Origin of the sequence: Labrys okinawensis, assembly GCF_047345005.1 — a bacterium.
Lineage (GTDB): Bacteria > Pseudomonadota > Alphaproteobacteria > Rhizobiales > Labraceae > Labrys > Labrys okinawensis.
On the sequence record NZ_CP178864.1, the window covers coordinates 5106428 to 5130909 of the forward strand.

A 24482-nucleotide genomic window follows, 5' to 3' on the forward strand; every position below is an offset into this window, starting at 1 on the left:
GGTCTTCGTCACTTTTGGTGCTCACGCGCTCGCAAGGGCTCGGGGCCGGAACGCCAATAGGAAGCGCTTGTGCATCTTCAGCCGATTGAGCCTTGTTCATAATGGCCGCATGTATGGTTAACGTAAGAACGCTCGACCTGAATCTGCTCCGGACCTTCGACGCGCTGATGGAGGATGGCAGCGTGCGGCGGGCCGGACTGCGATTGGGTGTGACCCAGTCTGCCATCAGCCACGATCTGTCCGAATTGGAGCGCCTGGCCGAGTAAAGGTTGGTAAGCTTGTGTAGGGAAACGCAATGGGCCACGCCGGCTAGGTTTGGCCGCCGTTACGTATGGCGTAATGGGCACTTGGCTACTTAGCTGCAAAGTTCATTATCAGACATCGGGACCGTCGAGTATCCCAGCCCTGCGAAGTCCCTTTAATATTCCTTCGAAGTCCTTCAGGTTCTTGGAGGGCAAATTGCCGGCTCGATCGGCAAACGAATATCGGGGATCGATCGCCTTCAGTTCGCCCCAGACGCGCCGCGCCTCCTCAGCATAACCAAGATTGCCGAGGGCCGCGGCAAGATGAGCCCGGCTCATATCGTTTTCCGGCACGAGCAGGATCCGCTTGCGTAGGATTGCGGCGGCGGTTTCGCGGTCGCCCGCAACCGTATGGGCGACGCCAAGATGATGCAGATACAATTGCAAGAAATAGGGATCGAGCCACATGGCTCGTTCCAGATCCTAGACAGCGGCTCTGGGAAGCCCCAAGCAAATATTAAGAGTGGCGCGGTGCGATAAGGCCGGTTGGAAGTTGGGGTTATGGCGGCGCTACTCACAAACCCAGCTCGGATCATTCGCTTAAGTTGTAAGCGGTCAAAGTGTGCATTGCCGGTCGGTCCACGCCCCTGCATGGGGGCCTCATTCCGCTGCATAAGCAATTAAATCCGTCAGAGGCCGGTTCAACCGGACGGCCCGGCATAAGAAATGATGCCAACTTCGGTCCGGCATATCTCGACATCGCGAACATCGAGCACAGCATGGTTGGAAGGCTTTCACGTAAATCATAAGCTTGCCTCCCCATTGACATTCCACGGAAAGGCATCAAACTACCTCGTATAACGTTTCATAATCTCGGTGAGCGCGAACAAAAAGCATGCACGGTAAACCGACGATGAATGAGGTGGCGCTTGAAGCCGGCGTTTCTCTTGGCACGGTGTCCAAGGTTCTGAACGGCAACGTTACTGTGGCCGAGCAATTACGGGAGAGGGTACTCGCTGCCTGCCGCAAGCTTAACTATCAACGCAATCAGATTGCGGCCAGCTTACGGAGCCGTCAAACCCATACAATTGGCATAATTATTCCCGACATTCTCAATACTTTTTACGCTGCCCTCGTGGAGAAACTCGAAAATCTAGCCTCCTCGGGTGGATATACCGTGATAATTGTTACTACTGGGGAGAATGCCGAGCGAGCGCATGCTCGTATCGACCTGTTGCGTGAACGTCAGGTTGACGGGATGATCGTCATACCGGCTTTGGACGGCTCCCGGAATCTGGAATCCGTGGTCGGATCCAACATGCCGTGCGTCATCGTCGATCGTGTCTCCGCAGACGACTCCTACCCAAGTGTTGCAACCGACAACGTCGATGCAGCCTATCAGGGGACCAAGTATCTACTCTCGCTGGGACACAGGCATATCGCCCTCGCAGCGAACTCCCCTCGCCTGTGGAATACCCATGAACGCATCGCGGGATTTGAGCAGGCGATGCGCGATGCGAATGCCAAGGCCGATGTCAGAATCGTCGGGATGACCGTGGAGGAGGCGCAAGTCTCGCTTGCCAGCCTCTTTCGGGAGGCTGAGAGGCCCACCGCCCTATTCACGGCCAACAACCTGGTCACGCTTGGCGCTATACGCGCACAACTTGAATGCCGGCTGAACATTCCAGGCGAAATGTCCCTGCTTGCCTTCGATGATTTCGAGTGGCTGAAATTTCTGCAGCCTTCAGTGAGCGCGATACAGCAGCCGGTCGATCAAATCGCGGTCGAGGCTTGGCGGCTGATGTTCGGCCAACTCAGCAAAAGGCCGATTGCCACCCGGCATGTCCGCGCCGGTGCCCAGTTGATGATCCGCCAATCGACCGTCGCGCGCGCCGCGGCCATTCGGAAAGTGGGGTCGGCATGATGGAATTCAGCGGGAAGGGCATTGTCATTACGGGCGGTGGCAGAGGGATCGGTCTCGCTTGTGCGCATTTGATGGCAGAACGGGGTGGAGCGGTCGTACTGCTTGGCAACAATGCTGAAACGTTACAGGATGCCGAGGCAGACCTGCGCGATCGGGGATACGTTGCGACCGCGATTGTTGCTGACGTCAGTGTGGAAGAGGAGGTCGCCTCCGCCATGCAACAAGCGGCCGAAGTTCTCGGTACCATCGACGCACTCGTCAATAACGCCGCCGTTCAGCCCTACGGCACGGTAGCAACCATGCGCCCGGCCGAATGGGATTGCGTCATCGGGGTCAATCTGCGCGGAGCCTACCTCGCCTGCCATCACGCTTTGCCGCACATGCTGGCTCAAAATCGCGGCTCAATCGTCAACATCGCGTCCGTGCAGGCCCTCGCCAACCAAACTCGTGTTGCCGCATATGCAACCTCGAAGGCGGGCATGCTGGCGCTCACCCGATCGTTGGCTGTGGATTTCGGCGGTTCGGGAATACGCGCCAACGCTGTTTGCCCTGGCTGTATCGATGCGCCCATGACGCGCTTTTCGGCAAGCGAAACAGCGCCGGGATGTGAAGAGGAGATAATCCGGCGGTGGGGCAAAGCTCAACCCCTCGGGCGGGTAGGACGACCTGAGGAAGTAGCGGAGGTCGTCGCCTTCCTTGCCAGCGATCGAGCCAGCTTTTGCACAGGAGCCGAGTACAAGGTCGACGGCGGCCTGATGGCGACTCTGGGTGTAGCGCTGCCGGACTGAAGAAGGTTTCGCTCGCAGGTTATCGAAAGCAAGCCTGACTACTTTATCGCCGCGGATGTAACGTTTCATAATTGAGGGCACTCGAACTCAGGGCTGCTCGAAGGGAGGAGAGAGTCTCCATGAAGACGCGCCGGCTATCGCACTCGTGGAGGACTGGCGATGACCACGATCGATGACGTCCCCGCGCCGGCAAGGTTCGGGTTGTCGAGGCAATTGGTGATCTCGGCCACAGTCCTGGCTGTGCTCCTTATTATTCTTGGTTTCTATGCACCTAACTTCTTTCGATACAACAACCTGATGAACGTTCTGCTGCAGTCGTCCTTGTTAGGGCTGCTGGCGATAGGCATGGCCGTCGTGATGATTGTCGGCGGTATCGATCTGTCTTTGCCTGCCAACATGGCTATGGGCGCCGTATTCGGTGCCTTCTATATGAAGGTCACGGGCGATTGGACGATCGGCGTCCCCATCATGATCGCGACCGGTATGGCCGTCGGTCTGATCAATGGCTGCGCCGTCGCCTATCTCAGGATGATTCCATTCGTGGTGACCCTGGCCATGATGACAGTCATCTCGGGTGCCACCGTCTGGCTGACCAACTCGCTGAGCATCTCGCAGCTTCCGCCAGCCTTTGTTGCGCTTTTCGATGCCCGCCCGCTCTTCCGAGTGCCATTGACCGTGGTCTATGTGGCGATCCTTTCGATCGTTGTAAGCGTGCTGATGCGTTCCTCAATCATCGGGCGCTGGGCTTATGCGGTCGGCATCAACGATCGGGCTGCGCGGGTCGCTCGCGTTCCGATCAAGAATGTTGTTCTCGCAAGCTATGTGTTCGCCGGAACCATGGCCGGTCTGACGGCCGTGCTGCTCACAGCCCGACTTGGATCGGCTTCAGCCAACATGGGCAATGACGGCGTGGTTCTCGATATCGTTTCTGCCTGCGTGCTCGGTGGAATCAGCATCTATGGCGGCTCAGGCCGCGTCTGGGGCGCATTGCTGGGTGCCATACTGATCACGGTACTCTCGAATGCAATGAACCTCATCGGCGTGTCCTTCTATCTGAGCCTCGTCATCAAGGGGGCGGTCATCATCGGCTTCGTCGCAGCCGATCGGCGCAAGGAGACCCGGCAATGACCGCAAGCCCGGTCGTCCTACGCATGGACGGGATTTCCAAGGCCTTTGCCGGCACTGCTGCCCTGCGAAACGCGTTTCTCGAAGCTCGCAGCGGGGAAGCGCTGGCATTGATGGGAGCGAATGGCGCCGGCAAATCGACACTCATGAATGTGCTCGGCGGAGTGCTTTCTCCAGACAGCGGCAAGATTTCCATCAATGGTAGGGAAATCGCGTTTCGATCCCCGCGGGACGCGGCCTCTCATGGCATCACTTTTGTCCATCAGGAGTTGACGATGTTCCCGACCATGACGGTCGCGGAAAACATCTTCATTGATGATCTGCCTTCTTCCGGCCCGCTTACCAGCGTGGGAGAGATGGCCCGTCAATCGCAATCCCTGCTCGCACGTCTGGGAGCCGCCATATCGCCCCATGATCGCGTGGAACAACTCAGCATCGGCGACCGCCAGCTTGTCGAGATCGCCAGGGCGCTGCGGCACCGGGCCCGCATCATCATCTTCGACGAGCCGACATCGTCTCTGACAGCCCCGGAACGCCAACGTCTTTTCGACGTCATTCGGGGCCTCAAATCGGATGGCGTGGTCATCATCTATATTACGCACTTCCTCGACGAGATCTTCTCGGTCTGCGAACGCGTGACCGTCATGCGGAACGGCGAGACGGCCTGGACCTCGTCAATGTCGGAGGTTGATCCGGCAAAGGTCGTCCACCTGATGCTCGGCGTGACCGAAAATGAAGGAAGAATTCGTCACCCCAAAACTTCAATATCCTCACCCCTGCTATCGGTGGAAGGGTTGAGTCGAGCAGGGGTCCTGCATGCGGTCAGTTTCGACATTCGCCCCGGCGAGATCGTCGGCCTGTGGGGTCTCCTGGGCTCAGGGCGTACCGAACTTCTAAGGGCACTGATCGGTCTCGATCCCATCGATGATGGCTCCTTGCGCTGGGACAATGGCGACGGCGCCGTTCCGGTCGTGCCCGCGCAATTGCATGCCCATGTCGGCATCGTCACCGAAGACCGGCGGGGAGAAGGCCTCCATCTCCCCCTCTCGGTCGCCGAAAATGTTGCGCTGCCCAATTTGTCCTCCCTGCTCAATCGTTGGAAGCTGGTCGATCGCGGGCGCCAGAATTCATTGGCCGACTCCATGATCCGCCGCCTGCGCATCAAGGTTTCTGGACGCCAGCAGGGGGTTGGAACCCTGAGCGGGGGAAATCAGCAGAAGGTCGTCTTTGGACGCTGGCTAGCGACATCTCCCCGCCTCTTCCTGCTCGATGAGCCGACTCGCGGCCTCGATGTGAGCGCCAAGACGGAAATCATGCGGCTAGTCGTCGAACTGGCCGAGCAGCAGTGCAGCGTGCTCCTGGTCTCCTCCGAACTGGAAGAACTGATGCGGGTCTGCGACCGCTATCTCATCATCAGCCGTGGCCGGATTATCGGGCAGTTGCCCGGTTCAGCCGATACGCACGCCCTCATGCAGTCCATCGCCATGCTCGGCGAGGAAGCAAAGGTGGCATCATGACCGCAAGCCAGAAGATCCTCGACATCCTGAGACGGCACGGCTTCCTGATTGTCCTGTCCGCAACCTTCCTCTTTTTTTCGCTGGCCACCGCCCATTTCCTCGAGGTCGGGAACATACTCAACATTCTTCACACCATGTCGCCTCTGGCGACCACGGCTTGTGGCCTTGCTCTGGTGGTCATCACTGGAAGGCTCGACATCTCGATCGGTTCGACCGCTTTCCTGTCATGCGCGATAGGCGCCCTGGCTATGCAGAGTTATGGCCTGGACCCCCTTCTCGCCGGTCTTCTGGTCATTTGTTTTGGGGCGCTCCTCGGGGCCGTCAACGGCATGATCGTCGTCATGCTGGGTGTGAACTCCCTGATCGCGACGCTTGGCACCATGATCATCTATCGGGGCATGGCCCTTGCTCTCACGGATGCCCTGCTGTTGCAACTGCCGGAGCCCATCCGCGTGCTCGGCAATGCCAGGCTCGGTCCAGTCCCGACGGATATCTTCATCATGCTTGCCATCGTGGCGCTGATACATGTGCTCCATGCCAGAACAGCGTTCGGGCGCCAGCTCGTTGCCATGGGTAATGACATCGTCGCTGCGCGCAAGGTCGGGCTTCCCGTGGACCGGACCGGTTTCCTCAGTTTCGTCCTCTCGGGGACACTGGCTTCAGCTGGCGGCATCATGACCACTGTGCAGAACGGCGCCGTCAGCCCGTTTCTCGGAAGCGGCCTGGAATTCACGGCCCTGGCGGTGGTCGTCGTTGGCGGCATCAGTCTTCTCGGCGGCCGCGGCACGATCCTTTTCGGCATTATCCCCGGTGCGTTCATCTTCGAGATGATCCGCAACGGCCTCACCAATCTCGACGCCGACCCCTATTCGTACCGGCTTGTGGGCGGCGCCGTGATCTTCGCAGCGATGTATGCGGATGCGTTGAAGAGCAGCGGGCTCTCCAGGAAGAGAGCCTCGGACGCCTAGAATCCATGCCGGAAGACCACAAGCTATCACCAACATAACAGCGGAGGAACCACATTATGAAACGTTACATCATCAGTGCCTGCCTTATCGCCGCGCTCGGCGGCGCCACGGCCGCTCACGCCGGACCGCTGAAAGTCGGCTTTTCCCTGGACACCAAGGAATCCTCGCTGGAAACGGCCTGGGAGTATTTCCTGAAGTCGGAAGGTGAGAAACAAGGCAAGGCGGCCGGCTACGACATTCAGTGGACAATCAATGTCGCCAACGCTGATCCAGCCCGTCAAGCCGCGAACATCGACGATCTAATCACTGCCGGCGAGGATATCATCATCGCTCGTGCCTTCGATTCAGGCGCCATCGGCACCTCCATCAAGGCGGCGAACGACGCTGGCATTCCCTTCATCACTTTCGATCGCGGTTCCACCAGCGGAAAGCCGACCGCCCATGTCGGCGGCGACAGCTACGACCAGGCCAGGACAACCGGCGAAGCCTTCGCTGAGATACTCAAGAAGGCAGGCGTCCACGGCAAATGCATCGAGCTCCAGGGCATGCTCACCGATATCAACGCCGTCAATCGCAGCAAAGCCTGGAACGAGGTCGGCAAACAGACCGGCCAGTACGAAACAATCATTCAGGTTCCAACCAATTGGAATCCGGAACTTTTTCTCTCCGGCCTGACCAACGCCCTAACGGCCAAGCCCGAAGCCAATTGTGTCTTCGCAGCCAGCGATTTCGCCTTCCCTTCCATTCAGGCCGCCCTCGAGAAGTCAGACCGTTGGGCGCCGACGGGGCAGCCCAAACACATCTGGCTCGCGACCAATGACCTGCTGTCAGCTGCCGTGAAGCCCATGGAGGATGGCTATATCGACGTCTCAACGACTTGGGATGCCTACCTCCAGGCCAAGGAGGCGGTACGGGTCATTATCGCCATTGCGAAAAAGGAAGATCCCAAATGCGGTCCTGACGGTTGCCTTGCCAAGGGGCGGGTCGTCACGCCTGCGACCATCAAGGACACACAGAACCTCTGGTCCCGAGACTTCAAGTAACTCAGAAACGGCTCCGGGAAAATGCTGGCGTCGCCCCAGCTGGCGCCAGCAGCCACGGCGATTCGAATCCGAATATAGGCGGTAGTGAAACGAGTCGGGCAGCACATATCGGGCCAGAGCTGCGCCCGGCAGGATGAAGGCCGGAAGTGATCATCACCGAGCAGCTTCGGTCCCATGGTGCCGCTGTGCGAGAACGTGGGCTTTCAGTCCGGTGCAAGCAAGGTTGGCGCCAGAACAATCGGGCCGAGTATTGGCATCAGCCGACCCGACGACGCGAGCGTACAATGCAGCGGTTCAAATCCCCGGGATCAGCGCAACGATTTCTGTCCGCTCATGCTGCAGTCCACAACACTTTCAACGTCGAACGTCCCCTCGTCTCTCCCGGACCTCTGAAGCAATGACGAGCCACAGCTCTGCAGCAGCGGCGTCCCTCGACTGCGATCTCGACGTGAAATCGGCCGCTGGTCTGCCCGTGCCGCGGCTCCGACGAGTTCCGTGACAATGCCTCGCGATTTCCAGGAACGCCCGGCCCTAAGCAGGTGTCGAACGAGACCGTAACCAAGCGCGCGTCGACACCCGCAGCTCTGAAGACTCCTATTCGTCTCCAAGGCCTCGTGAGAAGGCAAACAACACCGCATCGAGGTGGTTTTTCATCGCAGCCCGTGCACCCTCTTCGTCCCGGTCTGCTATCGCATCGAAAATTCGATGATGCTCTTGCATTGTCTTTGTGGGCCGGTCGGGACCTGCGAACAGTTCCTCGAACTTGTCGAACAGCGGCCGGGAAAGATTGTCCCACAATGACGCAACCACGAAGGCATAAGCGGCGTTACCGCCGGCCTTCGCGATCTCGACATGAAAGTTGCGATCGCCATTGCGGTAGTGCGGTGCCCTCACCGATTCCGCGTCTGCCTGCAGCTCCATCGCCTCGTGCATCCGTTGGAGATTGGCTGCGGTCCGGTTTGCCGCTGCAAGCCCCGCTGTTTTGAGTTCGACGTGAAGACGTGCCTCCATCAGCTGGATTGGACCGATATCCCACTCTTCCATCCCAGCGGCGAGGCCGGCGGGATCCGGTTGCGGCATCGCTTCAAGAATCTGCACTCCATGGCCGACACGGATCGAGACCTTGCCGCTGACCTCCAGAGCGATCAGCGCCTCTCGCACCGAAGTCCTGCTGACTCCAAGCTGTTGTGCCAATTCGCGTTCGGCCGGCAGGAGGGTCCCGATTGGGAAAAGACCTTGATCGATCCTGTCGCTGATCAGATCGGCGATCTGGCGATAAAGGCGGACCGGCTCGAGCTGGGGCAAGCGGGCCTCCGCGGCTTTCTCGGGAAACGCCAGACGGGATTGGGGCAATCTTTTCATGGTGCCTTCGAGGGTGACGGGTGCATCGACAGCCGGATCATGTCGGTGCCGACGGACCAACATATCGATGTTGACGTGGTTTGCAAAGCGGCCTATTAGTCCAAATGTCCAGTGGCTGGACCAATTAACAAAATTGACCCTGGACTGGGATGCTGACAGCACCTTGGGACCAAGAGAACCGATCTGCTGAGATCATCTAGCGAGTGGAACGCAGTGCAAATTGTCGTCGGGCAATCATTCATAAGTATGCGATCGCTTTTGCTTTGCGCATTGCTGGGCACGATTGTCGTTGTTCTGATGCTGTTTGCCCCGAATTTCTTCAAGATCCAAAACACGATCAACATCATAGTCCAGGCGTCGACGTTGGGCATTCTCGCCATCGGCATGGCCTTCGTGATGATCGGTGGCGGTATCGATCTTTCGATGCCGGCCAACATGGCACTGGCGGCCGTCCTCGGCGCGATGTGTATGGCGGCTGGATTCAATCCCCTTCTCGGCACCCTGGTGATGATCGTTTCGGGGATCGCGATCGGCCTGCTGAATGGCTTCGCCGTCGCCTATCTGCGCATGATTCCCTTCGTGGTGACGCTGGCCATGCTCACCGTGGTCACCGGCGTGACAATCTGGGCGACCAATTCGGTGAGCGTCGCCGTCAATTCCGACGCTTTCTACGATGTGTTCCTGGCGAGCCTGTATCGGATCCCCGTTTCCGTCGCCGTGCTCATCGTGTGCGGCACGATCGCGACCGCGATCATGTCAGCCACGATCTATGGTCGATGGCTCTATGCGGTCGGGATCAACCGCGAAGCGGCCCGCGTGGCGCGGGTGCCGATCCAGGTCGTCATGTGCGCAAGCTACGCCTTTGCCGGCCTGATGGCTGGGCTGACCGCCGTGCTCCTGACCGCTCGCCTCGGCTCGGCCTCCGCCGCGATGGGCAGCGACGGCGTGGTTCTCGACACCATCAGCGCCTGCGTCGTTGGCGGCATCAGCATCTATGGCGGCGTCGGGCGCCCGCTCGGGGCGATCATCGGGGCAATCCTGATCACGCTGATCAGCAATGCCCTGAACATGCTCGGCGTTTCCTACTATTTCAGCCTGATGATCAAGGGCGCGGTGATCGTCCTCTTCATCTTCGCCGACAACTACGCCAAGGCGAGGTGAGAACATGGCCGCTGATCTCATTCTCGACGGCGTCACTAAGGCTTTTCCCGGTGTACAGGCCCTGAACGGTGTCCACCTGGAGGCTTTTCGTGGGCAAGCCTTGGCACTGATGGGAGCCAATGGAGCCGGCAAGAGCACCCTGATGAATGTGCTCGGGGGCATCACCCGGATGGACGCCGGCACCATCTCGATCGACGGCTCCCCGATCGAGATCAACTCGCCGCGTGACGCCAGGGCCCACGGCATCGCCTTTGTCCAGCAGGAGCTGAACGTCGTGCCGTCCATGACGGTGGCCGAGAATATCCTGATCTCCAAATTCCCGATCAGGGCCGGATTGATCGACGGGAAGGCCATGCGCCACCGTGCGGCGGCCCTCCTTGAACGGCTCAACTGCCCCTTCAGTGTCGATGAGACGGCCGAAAACCTCAGCATGGGCGATCGGCAGATGGTCGAGATCGCCGGCGCCCTGGCGCGTGAGCCGAAGATTCTCATTTTCGACGAACCGACTTCGTCGCTGACGAGCCGCGAAAAGCGCAAGCTCTTCGAGGTGATCCTTTCGCTCAAGCAGCAAGGTGTGGTGATCATCTATGTGACGCATTTTCTCGATGAGATTTTCGAGATTTGCGAGCGCGTCACCGTGCTTCGCAACGGCGCAACGGTCGGCACCAGGACGATGGGCGAGGTCACGCCCCTCGAGATCGTCCACATGATGCTGGGGCAAAACCATTCGCAGGAGCGCCTGTCCGAGTCGCGCTCTGCCAGCAACAAATCCCTCTTGACGGTATCCGGCCTCAATCGCGAGGGAGTACTGGCAGATGTGAGTCTTCAAATTCGCGAGGGCGAGATCGTCGGTCTGTGGGGCCTTCTGGGCTCCGGGCGCACCGAGCTTGTTCGCGCCATAACGGGGCTCGATCCGATCGACGCCGGCGAACTGCGCTTCGATGCCGGCGGCGGGCTCAAAACCGTCACACCCGTGCAACTCCATGGCCAGGTCGGACTGGTGACCGAGGATCGCCGCGGTGAAGGGCTGCTCCTACCCCAATCGGTGCGTCAGAACCTATCGCTCGCCAGCCTGGGCACCCTGCTCAATCGCTTCTTCATGATCGATCGCCGTCGTGAGCAGAACTTGGCCAAGGATTTGATCGAGCGGCTGGGCATCAAGGTTTCCAGCCCCGCTCAGCGCGTCAGCACCTTGAGCGGCGGCAACCAGCAGAAGGTGGTGTTCGGCCGCTGGCTGGCGACCGGACCCCGGCTCTTCATCCTCGACGAGCCGACGCGCGGGCTCGACGTCGGCGCCAAGAACGAGATCCTCAAGCTAGCGATCGAGCTTGCCCGCTCAGGCGTCTCGATCCTGATGATCAGCTCCGAAATCGAAGAACTCATGCGCGTGTGCGACCGCTATCTGGTGATGTCGCGCGGACGGATCGTCGAGGAACTATCCGGCTCCAGCTCCAAGTCGCAATTGGTCGATGCCGTATCCGGGAAAGCACCGCTGGAGGCATTGGCATCATGACGAGAACCGGCACTCCAGCAAGCCCTACGACCGGATCGGCGCGCCTGCGTCATCTTGCGCGACGCTACGGCTTTCACGTCGTCATCCTCGCCATCTTTGTGTTCTTCAGCCTGGCGACCCAGCATTTCCACGAGATTAGCAACCTGATCTCCCTCGTCCATGCGATGTCGCCTCTCATGGTCATCGCCAGTGGGCTCGCTTTGGTGGTGATCGCCGGCCAGCTCGATATCTCCGTGGGGTCGGCGGCCTTCCTGTCTTCGACCGTCGGCGCGATCCTGATGGTGCGCTACGGCGTCAACCCGCTGCTGGCCTGCCTGGCCATATTGGCCGTGGGGGCACTGCTCGGCGCGATCAACGGCTTCATCGTGGTGATCATGGGCGTCAACCCGCTCATCGCCACGCTCGGCACCATGATCGCCTTCCGTGGCGCGGCCCTGCAACTCACCGCGGCGCGCACCATCGATCTGCCCGATGGGGTCCTGCGGGTCAACGACCTCAGCATCGCCTCCATCCCCATCGACGTTTTTCTGGCGCTGGCGATCGTCATCGCCATGCACCTGCTGCACCGCTCGACGACCTTCGGACGCCACATCACCGCCATCGGCAATGGCGCGGAACTTGCTCAGCGCATCGGCCTACCCGTTCGTCGCCTCGTCTTCCGCAACTTCGTCCTGTGTGGCTTTCTCGCCAGCGTTGGTGGGTTGATGAGCACGCTGCAGATCGGTTCGGTGACCGCCTACATGGGCATCGGGCTCGAATTCAATGCGGTGGCAGCCGTCGTGGTCGGCGGCATCAGCCTGTTCGGCGGCCGCGGTTCGATCCTGCAGGGCGTGATCCTTGGCGCCCTCGCCTTCGAGATGATCCGCAACGGCCTCAACCATCTGGGCGCCAATCCCTATGCCTACAGGTTGGTCAGCGGCACCGTCATCTTCGTCGCCATGTATGCGGACGCTCTCAAGCCTTCGCTCAGGAAGCCCGGCTCGATCCTGGAAAGAACCTGACCGATCAACCCAAGACAAGAGGCGTGAAGACACGCCCGCTCGCACCAGAACAAGGGAGACCATCATGTTTTCAAGAAAGCGCACCGGCCTCGCAGCAGCGGCCATCCTGACCGCCTCACTCTTTTGCTCCAGCGCAGCCCTGGCGAAGGATTTCGTCGTCGGCCTGTCCTGGGACACCAAGGACACGCTGGTCCAGGCCTGGGAGGATTATTTCCAGTCCGAGAGCGTCACGATGGGCGACGCGGCGGGGGTTCACTTCAAGTGGATCATCAACGTTGCCAACAACGATCCGGCTCAGCAGGCCTCCAACATCGAGGATCTGATCAACCAGGGCGTCGACGTCATCGTTGCACGCGCCAAGGATGGCACCGCGATCGGCGCTTCGATCCGGGCGGCCAAGGCCGCCGACATTCCCTTCGTAACCTTCGACCGGGAATCCTCCACCATCAAGCCCACTGCGCATGTCGGCGCCGACAGCTATGCCCATGCCAAGCTCGCGGCAACCGCCCTGGTCGACGACCTCAAGAAGCACGACGCCAAGGCCAAGTGCGTCGAACTGCTGGGGTCGCAGGTCGATACCAATGCGGTCAACTTCTCCAAGGCCTGGAATGACGTCACCAAGGATAGTGGCGTCGTCGAAAACCTGATGCAGGTTCCAACCGAATGGAATCCGGAACTGTTTCTCTCCGGCACGACCAATGCCTTCAAGGCACATCCGGAAGCCAATTGCCTGTTCGTCGCCAGTGACTTTGCCCTGTCGGCGGTGAAATCGGCCCTGGACAAGATCGGTCGCTGGAAGCCCCAGGGAGATCCCAATCATGTGTGGATCGCCTCGGTCGGGCTGATGCCGTCAGCGGTGAAGGCGATGGAAGGCGGCTATCTCGACGACTCCGCCCTTTGGGACACCTATGGCCATGCACGCGAACTCGACCGCGTCCTGATCGCCATCGCCAAGGGGGAAGATCCGGGCTGTGGCGACAAAGGTTGCCTCGTCAACGGCCGCATCGGCACGCCCGCGACAATCAACTCGATGGATAACATCTGGTCCAAAAAATATAACGACCAGTGACGAGCCCGCCCTTCGTGTGAGGCCCCGAAGAAGCCTGCCCTCTTCCGGGTTCCCCTGAGAAGCAACGGAGCGGAGCCATGAATTCAGCTCAGACCAAACTCAGATTGCGCCTGCTCACCATAGCGGTGAATGAGGAATTCTTCACCGTGGTGCGCAAGGGCATGAACGACGCCGCCAGCGCCATGAATGTCGCGGCGGATCTTGCTGGCACGCCAGGCGTCGATCCCGGCGAGCTCGTCCGCCTGACACGCGAGGCTATCGCCGATGGTGTCGATGGCATCGGTCTTAACATCTGCGACGCCGATGCCTTCACCGCGGTGATCGCCGAGGCCAGGACCAAGTCCATCCCGGTCGTCGCCTTCAACATCGACGCATCCAGGGGCAGGAGCGGCAATCTCAGTTCGATCGCGCAGGAGTTCCATAGCGCCGGCGAGGCGCTCGGCCGCCGCGCCGCTGCGGCGATTCCGAAAGGCGCCAACGTCATCATCACCGTCCATGACGAGGGGGTCAGCGCCCTGGAAGAGCGCCTGGCCGGCGTCCAGGCCGGGTTGCAGTATCAAGCCATCAACTGGCAGCGCCTGTGCACGGGCCAGAATCCTGAGAAAGGCGCCGAACTGCTGCGTGATGCGATCGCACGCTTCCCGGTGCAGGCGCTCCTCGGCACCGGCCAGGCCGATACCGAGGCGTGTGGCCTGGCGGCAAAATCCCTCGCGCCCGCCCAGCCCTATGTCGCCGGCTTCGACCTGTCGCCGGGTATCGTCGAACTCATGGCGGAGGGATACATCGACTGCACCGTCGACCAGCAACCCTATGCCCAGGGCTTCTATCCCGTCGTCCAGCTCGCGCTTTATCTACGCTACGGACTGCTGCCCTCCTCTCTCGACGCCGGCGCCGCGTTCATCGACCGCGCCAATCTCGAAGCCATTCGACACCTCAGCCGCCAGTCCATTCGCTGAGCCCCCTTCTCGAACGTTGTCTGAGACCTGACATGAAGATCAAATCGGTCGAGCCTTTCATCCTGCACGCTCCGCTCAACACAGATTCCATCTCGGACTCCACCCACACCATCAGCCATTGGGGTGTCGTCGGCACCAAGATCGTCACCGAAGATGGGCTGGAGGGCTACGGTTTCACCGGCACGCATGCCCATCTGCCCTCCGATCGGCTCATCACCTCCTGCATCTCGGAATGCTATGCGTCGATGCTGATCGGGGAAGACGCGCAAGACGGCGATCGGCTCTGGGCAAAATTGGCGCGCTATCCGGCCGTGCAGTGGGTCGGCCGGGCCGGCGTGACCCATATCGCCCTGGCGGCCATCGACATTGCGCTGTGGGATCTGCGCGCCAAGCGGGCGGGCTTGCCGTTGTGGAAGTTGCTCGGCGGCGCCACGGTTGACAGGCTCGAGGCCTACAACACCGATATCGGTTGGCTCTCCATCCCCAAGGACAGGCTGGTCGAGGGAAGCCTGCGCTCCGTCGAGCATGAGGGCTTCCGGCGCCTCAAGCTCAAGGTCGGTCATGCCGATCCGATGATCGACATCGGCCGCATCGAGGCGGTTCGCAACGCCGTGGGGTCTAGTGTCACCATCGCAATCGACGGCAACGGCAAATGGGATCTGCCGACCTGCCAGCGCTTCTGCGCCCAAGCCGAAGCCCTGGACATCTTCTGGTTCGAGGAGCCGATGTGGTATGACGACATTGCCTCTCACGTCGCACTGGCGCGCTCGACCTGGATACCGATCGCCCTGGGGGAGCAGCTCTACACGGCGGAGGCCTTCAACGCCTTCATCGCCTCGGGCGCCGTCCACTATGTCCAGCCCGACGTAACCCGCCTCGCCGGCATCACCGAATACATCCAGGTCGCCCATACCGCCCATTCGAGCCGATTGCCGGTGGTGGCGCATGTCGGCGACATGGGCCAGGTGCATGTCCATCTCTCCTACTGGCATCCGGCGACCCCGATGCTGGAATATATTCCCTGGATCAAGGACTGCTTTGCCGAGCCCATCCGCATCGAGGATGGCCATTATGTCCGCCCGCAAATGCCGGGCGCCGGCTGCACGCTCACCAAAGACGCCATCGCCGCCTATTCCAGGCCGTGCTGAGAACCACGCCGCGTCGCCGGCGAGCGTGCAAAAAACCTATGAGATCCACATGAAGTTACCATCGATTGATCGAGAATTCGAAGGCAGGACCGCCTTCGTCGTGGGCGGTAGCTCCGGCATTGGCCTTGCGTCCGCAACGCTGCTGGCCGACCGCGGCGCGAACGTCACCATCATTGGTCACGCGGAGGACACGCTTGCCATCGCTGACCAACTTTCGGCTGATGGCAAGCGCAAGGTGATCGGTTTCCATGGCGATGCCAGCCAGGCCGACTTCGTCCGCTCGGCGATCGTCGGCACGGTCACCCAGTTCGGCGCGCTCGACATCCTGATGTGCTCGGCCGCCATTCATCCCCTCGGCGACGTCGTCGAGACCGACGAGGCGACCTGGGACCGGGCCTTCGCCGTCAACGTCAAGTCGATGTACCTGACCTGCCATTACGGCGTGCCGCATCTGATCGAACGCGGCGGCGGTTCGATCATCACGGTGTCATCGGTCCAGGCGACCTCGAACACCCCCAATGTCTGCGCCTATGCGACCACCAAGGGCGCCATTGTCACCTTCACCCACACGCTCGCGGTTGATCTCGCCAAGCACAAGATCCGGGCCAATACGATCTGCCCCGGCTCGATCATCACGCCGATGCAGGAGCATTTCGCCAGGGGCAATGGCGAGGGTAAGAGCGTGGAGGAGATGTACAAGATCTTCGCGCGCCCGGTGCCGCTGCAGCGGCTCGGTGAGGCCTGGGAGATCGCCGAACTGGCCGCCTTCCTGGCCAGCCCCCGTTCCGGCTTCTGTACCGGGTCCCAATTCACCGCGGATGGTGGCCTGCTTGCAGGCCTTCGCATCTTTTAATCCGTTTGGAGGCGACCATGCGGCGCATCGACTGCCACATGCATTTCTGGACCCTGGCAATGGAGTCGTATTACTCGCTCTGGATGTCGCCCGACCTCAAGGTGCTCTACGGCGATTACGGCCCACGCGACGCCAAACCCTTGATGGCGGCGAACGAAGTCGAGGGCATTGTGCTGGTGTCGGCGGCCTCCTCGATCCATGAGACGGCTTATCTGCTGGGTCTGGCCGACTCCCATGATTTCATCCGCGGCGTCGTCGCCTGGGTCGATATGCTCGACAAGAACGCCGCGAATGACCTGCGAGGCTGGGCCCGGTTCCGCAAGCTCAAGGGTATCCGGCCCTATCTCCAGGATCTGCCGGAGGATGACTGGATCCTGAAGAGGGAACTGGATCCGGTCATCGCCGCGATGCTCGACCTCGGTCTGCGCTTTGATGCCCTCATCAAGCCGCGCCACATCCTCAACACCGTCAAGTTCATCGAGCGCCATCCGACCTTACCGGTGATCGTCGACCACATGGCCAAGCCCGCGATTCGCGACGGCGCTTTCGAACCGTGGCGGCGTGACATGGAAGAATTCCGCGACCTGAAGCACGTCCACTGCAAGATCTCGGGCATCCTGACCGAAGATGGGCCGGATTGGTCGCCCGAACGGCTCAGGCCTTACTTTGAAGCCATCATCGACATCTTTGGTCCCGACAGGCTAGTCTTCGGCAGCGACTGGCCGGTGGTCAATCTTGTCGCCGATTACGGGCGTTGGGTCGCAACGCTCGACAGCGCCCTGGCCGACCTGACCCGAGCCGATCAGCAGAAGATCTGGGCCGATAATGGCGGGCGTTTCTATGGCCTCTGACACACCGCCTGGACAAGGAAATCGGATTTGACGATGGCACCTTCGCAGGATCGGGGGGCGGCGGGCCCCAAGCGGCGCGGTATCGCCAGCCTCGCCTTTGACGAACTCGGCATAGCACTCGCCGTGCTGCTGTTCTTCGTCGTGGGGGCGTTCAGCAGTCCCTATTTTCTCACCCTCAGCAATCTGACCGGCATCCTGCAGAACGTCACTTTCCTTGGCTTTCTGAGCATCGGTGTCGGATTGACCTTAATGGCCGGCGAGATCGACATTTCGGTTGGCTCGGTATTCGGACTTTCATCGATCGTCACCGCGTTACTGCTCAAATCCGACTATCCTGTTGTCGCCGCGATTGCCGCAGGCTTGGCGGTCGGCCTGGTCTGCGGCCTCATCAACGGCATCGTCGCCGAGCTCATCAAGGTCCCCGTCGTGGTCATCACGCTGGCAACGCTCGGCATCTATCGGGCACTGGCGCTCGTGCTCGCCAATGGCTCGCCGGTGGGTGGCCTGCCGGATATTCCCGCTTTCTTCGACTGGTTCGGACAGGGCGGCGTCGGCCAGGTTTCCTATATCACGATGCTGTTCCTCGCCTTGGCCGCGATCGTCGAGATCATGCTGCGCTGGACGTCCTCCGGCTTCCGGCTGCTGGCCATCGGCAGCAACCCACACGCGGCCCATCTGATCGGCTTTCGCGTCGAGCGAACGCGCATCCTGCTGCTCGCCTTTTCCGGAGTGATGGCGGCCATATCCGGCGTTTGCGCCGTCGCCTATCTGCAGACGGCGGGCCCGACCGGCGGTACCGGCTACGAGCTTTCCGTTCTTGCCGCCACGATCATCGGCGGCGTCAAGCTGAGCGGCGGCCGCGGCTCGATCCTTGGTGTGCTGCTGGGCCTTTGCGTCATTGGGGTCATCCAGAACCTGATCGTGCTCTGGGGCATCTCGCCGAACTGGTCGCAGGGCGTCTCGGGATTGGTATTGATCGCAGCGATGGCGCTGACCTGGCTGACGACACGGGAAGGCGTCAACCCACGCTGACGAGATACGCCATCGACAAAGCCAAACAAGACAGGCCCACCCCACGGGCCGATCAGGAGGAGGGTGACATGACTGAGCACGATCAATCGAACAGCTTCGACCGGCGCCAATTCGGCAAGCTTTTGGGGCTCGCCGGTGCGATGGGCACCGCAGCGGCGATCGGGACGCCGGCATTGGCGCAACAGGGCGACGACTGGAAGAGCTGGGTCAACAAATTCTATGGCAAGCCAATCAAGATGGCGGTGTCCTGTGCCGGTACCACCAACCCGTACTTTGCGCCCGTCAAGGCCGGTGCAGAGGATGCAGGCGCGCAGCTCGGCATCGAGATGCAATGGGGCGGTGTTCCCGATGGCAACACCATCAACCAGATCGCTCAATTCGAGCAACTGGTAAACACCGGATTTCAGGCGATCGTGGTCGTGGCATTCGAGCCCGATGCCTGGATTGCACCGATCAAAAAGGCGATGAAGGCGGGCGTGCTTGTCCTCACCGCCAACAATGATACGCCCAAGAGTGGCCGGGAACTGTATTTCGGCCAAGACCTCGTCGCCGCCGCGGTCGCGCAGGGCGAGTTGATCGCCAAGCTCGCCGGCGGCAAGGGCAAGGTCGCCATGACCAATTGCGCGCCGGGATCGCTGGCCCTCGACCTTCGTGTCCAGGGTGCCAAGCAGGGCGTGCAACAGGGTGGCATGGAGGCCGTCGGCGTCTACAACACCAATCCCGCCGACATGGCGAGCGAACTCGGTACCATCCAGGATATCTTGAAGGCTCATCCGGATCTGGCGGCGATGATGCCGCTCTGTGGCCCCGACACCGCCGCTGCCGGCCTGGTGCGCAAGAACCAGGGCAAGAATATCCCCATCGTCGGCACCGACCTGCTCTATCAGACGCTGCAGCTGATCAAGGATGGCTACATCGATGCGACGATCGGACAGCAGCCTTATCTCCAGGGCTACCTGCCGATCACCTACGCCTACCAGCGCGTCGTCCTTGGCGCGCCCAAGCTCGATCTGCCGGGCGGCAATTTCTATCTCGCCAACGAAATCGTCACCAAGGACAATGTCGACCAATATCTGATCCGTGAAGAACGGTTCCGCGGATGATCGGCAACCCTGGCGCCACGCTGCTCAGCGCACGAAACATCAGCAAGCAGTTCGGTGAATTCCGTGCATTGAACGACGTCTCCCTCGAAGTGAAGGCCGGTGAGGTGCACGGGCTTCTCGGTGCCAATGGCGCCGGGAAGTCGACGTTGATCGGCGTCCTGTCGGGCGCCATCCATCCAGAGAGTGGGAGCGTGAATATTGTCGGGCGCGCGATTGCTCCAGGTTCTCTCTCTGCTGCCCGGCAGGCCGGCCTCTCGGTGGTCCATCAAGAACTAATGCTCTTTCCGGATCGGACGGTGGAAGAAAACATCTTCGCCGGCTCATTGCCCGCCGCGCCGTTCAGCTTGGTCAACGCCCGCGCCCGCCGACGCAAGGTGGAGGCGACGCTCGACCGTGTTGGTGCGGCGCTCGATCTGCGGCGGCGTGTCGACGAGCTTCCGCTTTCCCATCGCCAGTTGGTGGAGATCGCTCGGGCTCTTTGTTCCGGCGGCCGCGTGCTTGTCCTCGACGAACCGACATCGGCGCTATCGCTGCCCGAAGCCCAGGGCCTGTTTTCGGCGATCCGTTCCATCGTGGCGGAAGACGCGGCAGTCATTTTCGTCTCGCATCGTCTCGACGAAGTCTTTGCCATCACGGACGGCATCACGGTACTCCGGGATGGCCGTGTTGCGGGAAGCTGGCGTACGGCCGAAGTCGATATTCCCGCGATCACCCGCGCCATGGTCGGCGAGGCTGCCGAGGCCCTGAGGCCTGTTCGCAGGGTCGTGCCACCTGGCAAAGTGATTATGGCGGTCAAGGGATCGTCCGCGGGTCTGTCGTCGATCGATCTTTCGTTGCGCGCCGGCGAAATCGTCGGTCTCGCTGGACTGGAAGGCTCAGGTGTCTCGACGGTGCTGGAAATTCTGGGTGGTGTCGAACGCATCGAAGGACAAATCGAAGTCGAAGGCGCGCAGGTCCACTTCCGCCATCCGGGTGAGGCCATCAGCCGTGGCGTAGTCTTTATGCCGCCTGATCGCAAGAAAAGCGGCCTGTGGCTCGACAGCAGCACGGCCTTCAACATCAACACGGCCTCGGTTTTCCGCATGCCGGCCTTCCGATGGCTCAACCGCGCAAGGATGGAGCGGGAGGCATCCGCACGCATGACAGAGGTCGGCGTACGCATCAGTGCCCTTCGTGAGTTCGCGGGACGCTTGTCCGGCGGCAACCAGCAACGGATCCTGCTTGGCCGCTGCCTTGACCTGCGTCCAAAGATTTTGCTCCTGAGCGATTTCACTCGCGGTGTCGATGTCAAGGCGAAGGCCGCGATCCATCAATTGGTCCGCGAACTCGCGGATGAGGGCATGGCGATCTGTCTGACCTCTTCGGACCTGGAAGAGCTGCTCGATATTGCCGACCGGATCATCTGCATGCGCGGCGGGCGCTTGGTCGCGGACGTGCCGAGTTCGAGCCTTGATAAGCATACGTTGCTGACACTGGCATCGATTGCCTCCGAGGACCGACCCCGTTCCGGTACAAACTGAGCGCCTCAATGACCTCTGAAGAGGGCATGGGCAAGACGGGTAATAATCTATTCGTTAGAAGTTGCAGCGCCTCCCATCCTATTTCAAATCGACCAACGGCAGGGCCACAGCAACCTTTGCTTTCGACGAGGACACAGATCAGGCTACGGTTGAGGGCCTGGCTCAGGATATCGACAATTCCGCATATCTCGCGGTCGGCCATTGGGGGCAAGCTCTACGCCAATTTAAAGATGACGGTCTGGAACGAAGGCACCGTCTCGGCCCATGACATTGATCGCGCGGCCAGCCTGCTGTCGTGCATAACAGCCAACCAACGCTCGGTAACCATCTCAAACGAACCATAAACTCCGTTATGCGAATCCCTGCCCGGGTCTTGGCGGATCGAAAGCCCAACATAAAGCGAGGGTGGGTGTCATCTCCGTCGACGTCACGAGTTGGCCCTTCTCAGAGGTTGGGAAAGTCCGCTCAGAGGAGAGCTGACAGCGGCCGAGTGCGTCTTGGCAATATGGCGGTGTCGGGAGTGTCGACGTCACGTTATGTCGGGACGGTCGCGGTGAGATGAATTCGTCCTCTTATGGGGATCAAGCGGCGACGCCTGCCGCGGCTCTCCACTGCGCCATGGCGTTCAGTCGATGGAGGTGGGTGCTAAGAGCGACACGGCGCGGACGAGGCGGGACGAAGAGATTGCGGACCGCGGAGAAGACGGTGATGATGTTGCGCTGTACATAATTAGGTCTTCGTCACTTTTGGTGCTTGTCGGAAACGAGAATTCGCCGGAGGTCACCGATGACATTAGGCAAATCGAACTGCGCTCACAATCTTACGTTGTGCTCATTTCAGTCACGAAAAGACTTTCAGAATTCTAGAGGGTTATCAGACCGTTAGGCTCCCGAAAGGGTTTCGATCACCACACAAATCGAGGAAGACTCGCCCAAGATCGCGAGTGACACCGAGCGCATTTCGACACGCCAGAGGTCGCACCACACGCCTGCAGCATCGCCGCCGCCCGACGTGCAGCCGAAGTGCAGACGAGCAGCCCAATCGCTATCGTCTAAATGTTCGTGGTCGTGATGTCAGCGCCCGGCTCGTCTGTTACGCTGCCGACAAGCGCAAGTCTTGCTATAGTGTATGGCTAATCAAGCAACATGGGCCGTCGTCGTGCGCACGGTTGAGACGCGATACGCCAGAAATGGCGGGACGAGGATCGCCTATCGAGTCGTGGGTCAGGGTTCGCTCGACCTCGTGCTGGTATCTGGCTTCCCCTCTAATCTCGATATTTTGGACGAAAATCCCGGCTATGCCCGTCTCGTCAAACGACTATCCGTCTTCGGCCGGTTGATCTTGTTCGATATGCGCGGGACAGGGCTGAGCGACCGCAATGCGCTGGAGCGTCCTGGCTTTGGCGCACGCGCGGAGGACATTCGGACAGTGATCGATGCCGCCGGTTGCGGACGAGCTATCCTGATCGGCGCGTCCGAAGGCGCGGCCTTGTCCGTGCTGTTCGCGGCCAATAACCCGGAGAGAGTGCGCGCGCTCGTGCTGTTCGGCGGCTATACGCATTCCCAGAATACGGTGATGGACTCCAAGAGACTTCGCACCTTCATCGAGTCGATCGAAGCATCGTGGGGCAACGGCTCAATGGTTCATCTGCTGGTGCCGGGCCGCGCCGACGATCGCCATTTTGCCAACTGGTGGGCACGCTTCGAGCGCCTGTCAGCAAGTCCGACCGACGCTGCCGCGTTGATACGCGTGAACGCTGAGATCGATATTCGCGACAGGCTCTCCGATGTGCGGACCCCGACTCTTGTCATTCATCGGATCGAGGACTTCTTTGCGGGCGTGGACGGCAGTCGCCGTCTCGCACGCGGGATAACCGGCGCGCGTCTGGCCGAGCTTCCCGGCCGCGACCATCCGATCTGGACCGGCGATGTCGACCGCGTCGCCGATCTCATCGAAGAATTCCTCACTGGCCAACGTCCGGTCGCCGACGGCAACCGCGTGCTCGCCGTTCTTCTCATCGTGCGCGTCGCCAACAAATCCGACCGTTCCGCGAACGGCATTGAGGAACGGCTTCTGGACGAGCGCCTGGAACGCCTCCGCGAAGCGGTTCCGGCTGTGACGGAACGCCATGGTGGCCTCGCGGAATGGTCTTCTGCAGAAAGAATCGTCGCCCGCTTCGACGGGCCAACGCGCGTCGTTGCCGGCGCGATCGCGTTGCGCGAGACCGCAACCTCACTTGGTTTCCCCATCGCACAGGCGATCCATATCGGCGAAATCGACATCGCGCTTCAGCCGTTGTCCGGTAGCGTGCTCGATATAGCCGACTGCATTGCCGCTGCCGCCCGCCCCGCCGAAATCCTGCTGTCACGGCAAGCCAGCGATCTGGTTTCGGGCTCCGGGCTGCAATTTGTCGATCGCGGAATACTTGCGGTGGAGAACGGCCCCGACGGCGTGCCGATCGTGGTTCTCGTGACCGAACGACATCTCGAGCCTGTACAACGCATGGCTCGTCCGACCGATGCCAGGGCCCTCAGCGCGCGCGAGCGTGAAGTGCTGTCGCTGATCGCCGATGGCGAAAGCAATGTCGGTATCGCCCTACGTCTGGGCCTCAGCGAACACACGGTGAAGCGGCACGTCGCCAATATCTTGTTGAAGCTTGATATGCCCACTCGAGCCGCAGCGGCGGCGCTGGTCGCGCGCCAGCCAGAGCTCTGAGACGCTGGCTCGAACGAGCCATGAACAGCATGGCGCTTTCGATGGAAGCAGCGTGCGCGCTGCTTTGATACGGTTGACTTCGTGCTTTGGTGTCGTCGCAGGGCGTCGTCACCGAAATGCGAAAAGGATGCCATAATGCCGGGACTTACGAGAACCATCATGAAGCGTGCGCTCGTCGTCGGTTTCCGCGCACTGATACCAGCTATGCCGGCAGCGATGGCGCAGGATAGGTCGGCCGAGTCGGCCCATGCGGATATCGTGGTGACACTCGGCTCGTTGCCAGAAACGTTCAGCGCCTTCCCTGATTCCGGGATCGCCGCTGCCTGGGCCGAATTCAAGTCGATCCAGCTCAACCTGCGCACCGCACTCGTCTACTTCCGCGCCAAGCTAGCAAAGCTCAGCAGGGCCACGGACGAAGAGGTTCGCGGGCCCCTCGCCATGTCGGCCATCGTGCGGCACTGGTCGACGGTGCTGAACGGAATGCAGGCCGAACCAGGGACATTCGGGCAGCAGATCGACGCCGTGTTCGTCCATGCCACCAAGTGACCGACTGCCTCGCCGGCCGAAGGCAGGCGGGAGCGCAACTCAACT

22 protein-coding genes and 1 pseudogene are annotated in these 24482 nt (G+C 60.8%); 21 read left to right on the plus strand and 2 right to left on the minus strand.

Features of this window, described 5'->3' with window-relative positions; translation table 11 throughout:
- Positions 1–113: 113 nt before the first annotated feature.
- Entirely contained in the window at positions 114–266 is a 153-nt protein-coding gene (locus ACMDCR_RS23925; protein WP_413989028.1) for a LysR family transcriptional regulator, read from the plus strand.
- A gap of 108 nt (positions 267–374) precedes the next feature.
- On the opposite strand, the gene ACMDCR_RS23930 is transcribed toward ACMDCR_RS23925, so the two are convergent.
- A complete protein-coding gene (locus ACMDCR_RS23930; protein WP_413989029.1) occupies positions 375–710 on the minus strand; it encodes a hypothetical protein in 336 nt (111 codons plus the stop codon).
- A 427-nt stretch (positions 711–1137) separates the two neighbouring features.
- Between ACMDCR_RS23930 and ACMDCR_RS23935 the strand changes: the two genes are divergently transcribed.
- The 7 genes and pseudogenes from ACMDCR_RS23935 to ACMDCR_RS23965 all read left to right on the plus strand — a co-directional run.
- Complete coding sequence (locus ACMDCR_RS23935) at positions 1138–2166, plus strand: LacI family DNA-binding transcriptional regulator (protein ID WP_413989030.1); 1029 nt, start codon at positions 1138–1140, stop codon at positions 2164–2166.
- Positions 2163–2954, plus strand: a complete 792-nt coding sequence (locus tag ACMDCR_RS23940; RefSeq protein ID WP_413989031.1) for an SDR family NAD(P)-dependent oxidoreductase — start codon at positions 2163–2165, stop codon at positions 2952–2954. The genes ACMDCR_RS23935 and ACMDCR_RS23940 overlap by 4 nt, the downstream gene beginning before the upstream one ends.
- A 159-nt stretch (positions 2955–3113) precedes the next feature.
- Positions 3114–4082 carry an ABC transporter permease gene (locus tag ACMDCR_RS23945; protein WP_413989032.1) on the plus strand — a complete coding sequence of 323 codons (969 nt, stop codon included), beginning with the start codon at positions 3114–3116 and terminating at the stop codon, positions 4080–4082.
- Complete coding sequence (locus tag ACMDCR_RS23950; protein ID WP_413989033.1) at positions 4079–5596, plus strand: sugar ABC transporter ATP-binding protein; 1518 nt, start codon at positions 4079–4081, stop codon at positions 5594–5596. The genes ACMDCR_RS23945 and ACMDCR_RS23950 overlap by 4 nt, the downstream gene beginning before the upstream one ends.
- Positions 5593–6564, plus strand: a complete 972-nt coding sequence (locus ACMDCR_RS23955) for an ABC transporter permease (RefSeq protein ID WP_413989034.1) — start codon at positions 5593–5595, stop codon at positions 6562–6564. The genes ACMDCR_RS23950 and ACMDCR_RS23955 overlap by 4 nt, the downstream gene beginning before the upstream one ends.
- Positions 6565–6620: 56 nt before the next feature.
- A complete protein-coding gene (locus ACMDCR_RS23960; RefSeq protein ID WP_413989035.1) occupies positions 6621–7607 on the plus strand; it encodes a sugar ABC transporter substrate-binding protein in 987 nt (328 codons plus the stop codon).
- A gap of 140 nt (positions 7608–7747) precedes the next feature.
- Positions 7748–8008: pseudogene (locus tag ACMDCR_RS23965) on the plus strand (DDE-type integrase/transposase/recombinase); the annotation flags it as partial.
- 193 nt (positions 8009–8201) lie between these two features.
- Here ACMDCR_RS23965 and ACMDCR_RS23970 read toward each other — a convergent pair.
- Positions 8202–8969 (minus strand): FadR/GntR family transcriptional regulator, encoded by a 768-nt coding sequence (locus tag ACMDCR_RS23970; RefSeq protein WP_413989036.1) that lies wholly within the window; start codon positions 8967–8969, stop codon positions 8202–8204.
- Between the two features lie 297 nt (positions 8970–9266).
- On the opposite strand from ACMDCR_RS23970, the gene ACMDCR_RS23975 reads away from it, so the two are divergent.
- The 13 genes from ACMDCR_RS23975 (at position 9267) to ACMDCR_RS24035 (ending at position 24437) form a co-directional block, all read left to right on the plus strand.
- Positions 9267–10130, plus strand: a complete 864-nt coding sequence (locus ACMDCR_RS23975; RefSeq protein ID WP_413989037.1) for an ABC transporter permease — start codon at positions 9267–9269, stop codon at positions 10128–10130.
- Between the two features lie 4 nt (positions 10131–10134).
- Positions 10135–11643, plus strand: coding sequence for a sugar ABC transporter ATP-binding protein (locus ACMDCR_RS23980; protein WP_413989038.1), 1509 nt, complete (start codon positions 10135–10137; stop codon positions 11641–11643).
- Positions 11640–12644 (plus strand): ABC transporter permease, encoded by a 1005-nt coding sequence (locus ACMDCR_RS23985; RefSeq protein ID WP_413989039.1) that lies wholly within the window; start codon positions 11640–11642, stop codon positions 12642–12644. The genes ACMDCR_RS23980 and ACMDCR_RS23985 overlap by 4 nt, the downstream gene beginning before the upstream one ends.
- A gap of 64 nt (positions 12645–12708) precedes the next feature.
- Positions 12709–13713 (plus strand): sugar ABC transporter substrate-binding protein, encoded by a 1005-nt coding sequence (locus ACMDCR_RS23990; protein WP_413989040.1) that lies wholly within the window; start codon positions 12709–12711, stop codon positions 13711–13713.
- A 77-nt stretch (positions 13714–13790) separates the two neighbouring features.
- Positions 13791–14669 carry a substrate-binding domain-containing protein gene (locus tag ACMDCR_RS23995; protein WP_413989041.1) on the plus strand — a complete coding sequence of 293 codons (879 nt, stop codon included), beginning with the start codon at positions 13791–13793 and terminating at the stop codon, positions 14667–14669.
- Positions 14670–14701: 32 nt separating this feature from the next.
- Positions 14702–15817, plus strand: coding sequence for a mandelate racemase/muconate lactonizing enzyme family protein (locus tag ACMDCR_RS24000; protein WP_413989042.1), 1116 nt, complete (start codon positions 14702–14704; stop codon positions 15815–15817).
- A 49-nt stretch (positions 15818–15866) separates the two neighbouring features.
- The gene (locus ACMDCR_RS24005; RefSeq protein WP_413989043.1) at positions 15867–16670 is read left to right on the plus strand and encodes an SDR family NAD(P)-dependent oxidoreductase; all 804 of its coding nucleotides are present in this window, start codon (positions 15867–15869) and stop codon (positions 16668–16670) included.
- Positions 16671–16687: 17 nt separating this feature from the next.
- Positions 16688–17521 carry an amidohydrolase family protein gene (locus ACMDCR_RS24010; RefSeq protein ID WP_413989044.1) on the plus strand — a complete coding sequence of 278 codons (834 nt, stop codon included), beginning with the start codon at positions 16688–16690 and terminating at the stop codon, positions 17519–17521.
- Positions 17522–17554: 33 nt separating this feature from the next.
- Positions 17555–18553: an ABC transporter permease gene (locus tag ACMDCR_RS24015; RefSeq protein WP_413989045.1), complete on the plus strand. Its 999-nt coding sequence runs from the start codon at positions 17555–17557 to the stop codon at positions 18551–18553.
- Positions 18554–18621: 68 nt separating this feature from the next.
- Positions 18622–19656: a sugar ABC transporter substrate-binding protein gene (locus tag ACMDCR_RS24020; RefSeq protein WP_413989046.1), complete on the plus strand. Its 1035-nt coding sequence runs from the start codon at positions 18622–18624 to the stop codon at positions 19654–19656.
- On the plus strand, positions 19653–21176 hold the full coding sequence (locus ACMDCR_RS24025) for a sugar ABC transporter ATP-binding protein (protein ID WP_413989047.1): 1524 nt from the start codon (positions 19653–19655) through the stop codon (positions 21174–21176). The genes ACMDCR_RS24020 and ACMDCR_RS24025 overlap by 4 nt, the downstream gene beginning before the upstream one ends.
- 1128 nt (positions 21177–22304) lie before the next feature.
- On the plus strand, positions 22305–23891 hold the full coding sequence (locus tag ACMDCR_RS24030; protein WP_413989048.1) for an alpha/beta fold hydrolase: 1587 nt from the start codon (positions 22305–22307) through the stop codon (positions 23889–23891).
- 159 nt (positions 23892–24050) lie between these two features.
- A complete protein-coding gene (locus ACMDCR_RS24035) occupies positions 24051–24437 on the plus strand; it encodes a carboxymuconolactone decarboxylase family protein (RefSeq protein WP_413989049.1) in 387 nt (128 codons plus the stop codon).
- Positions 24438–24482 lie beyond the last annotated feature (45 nt).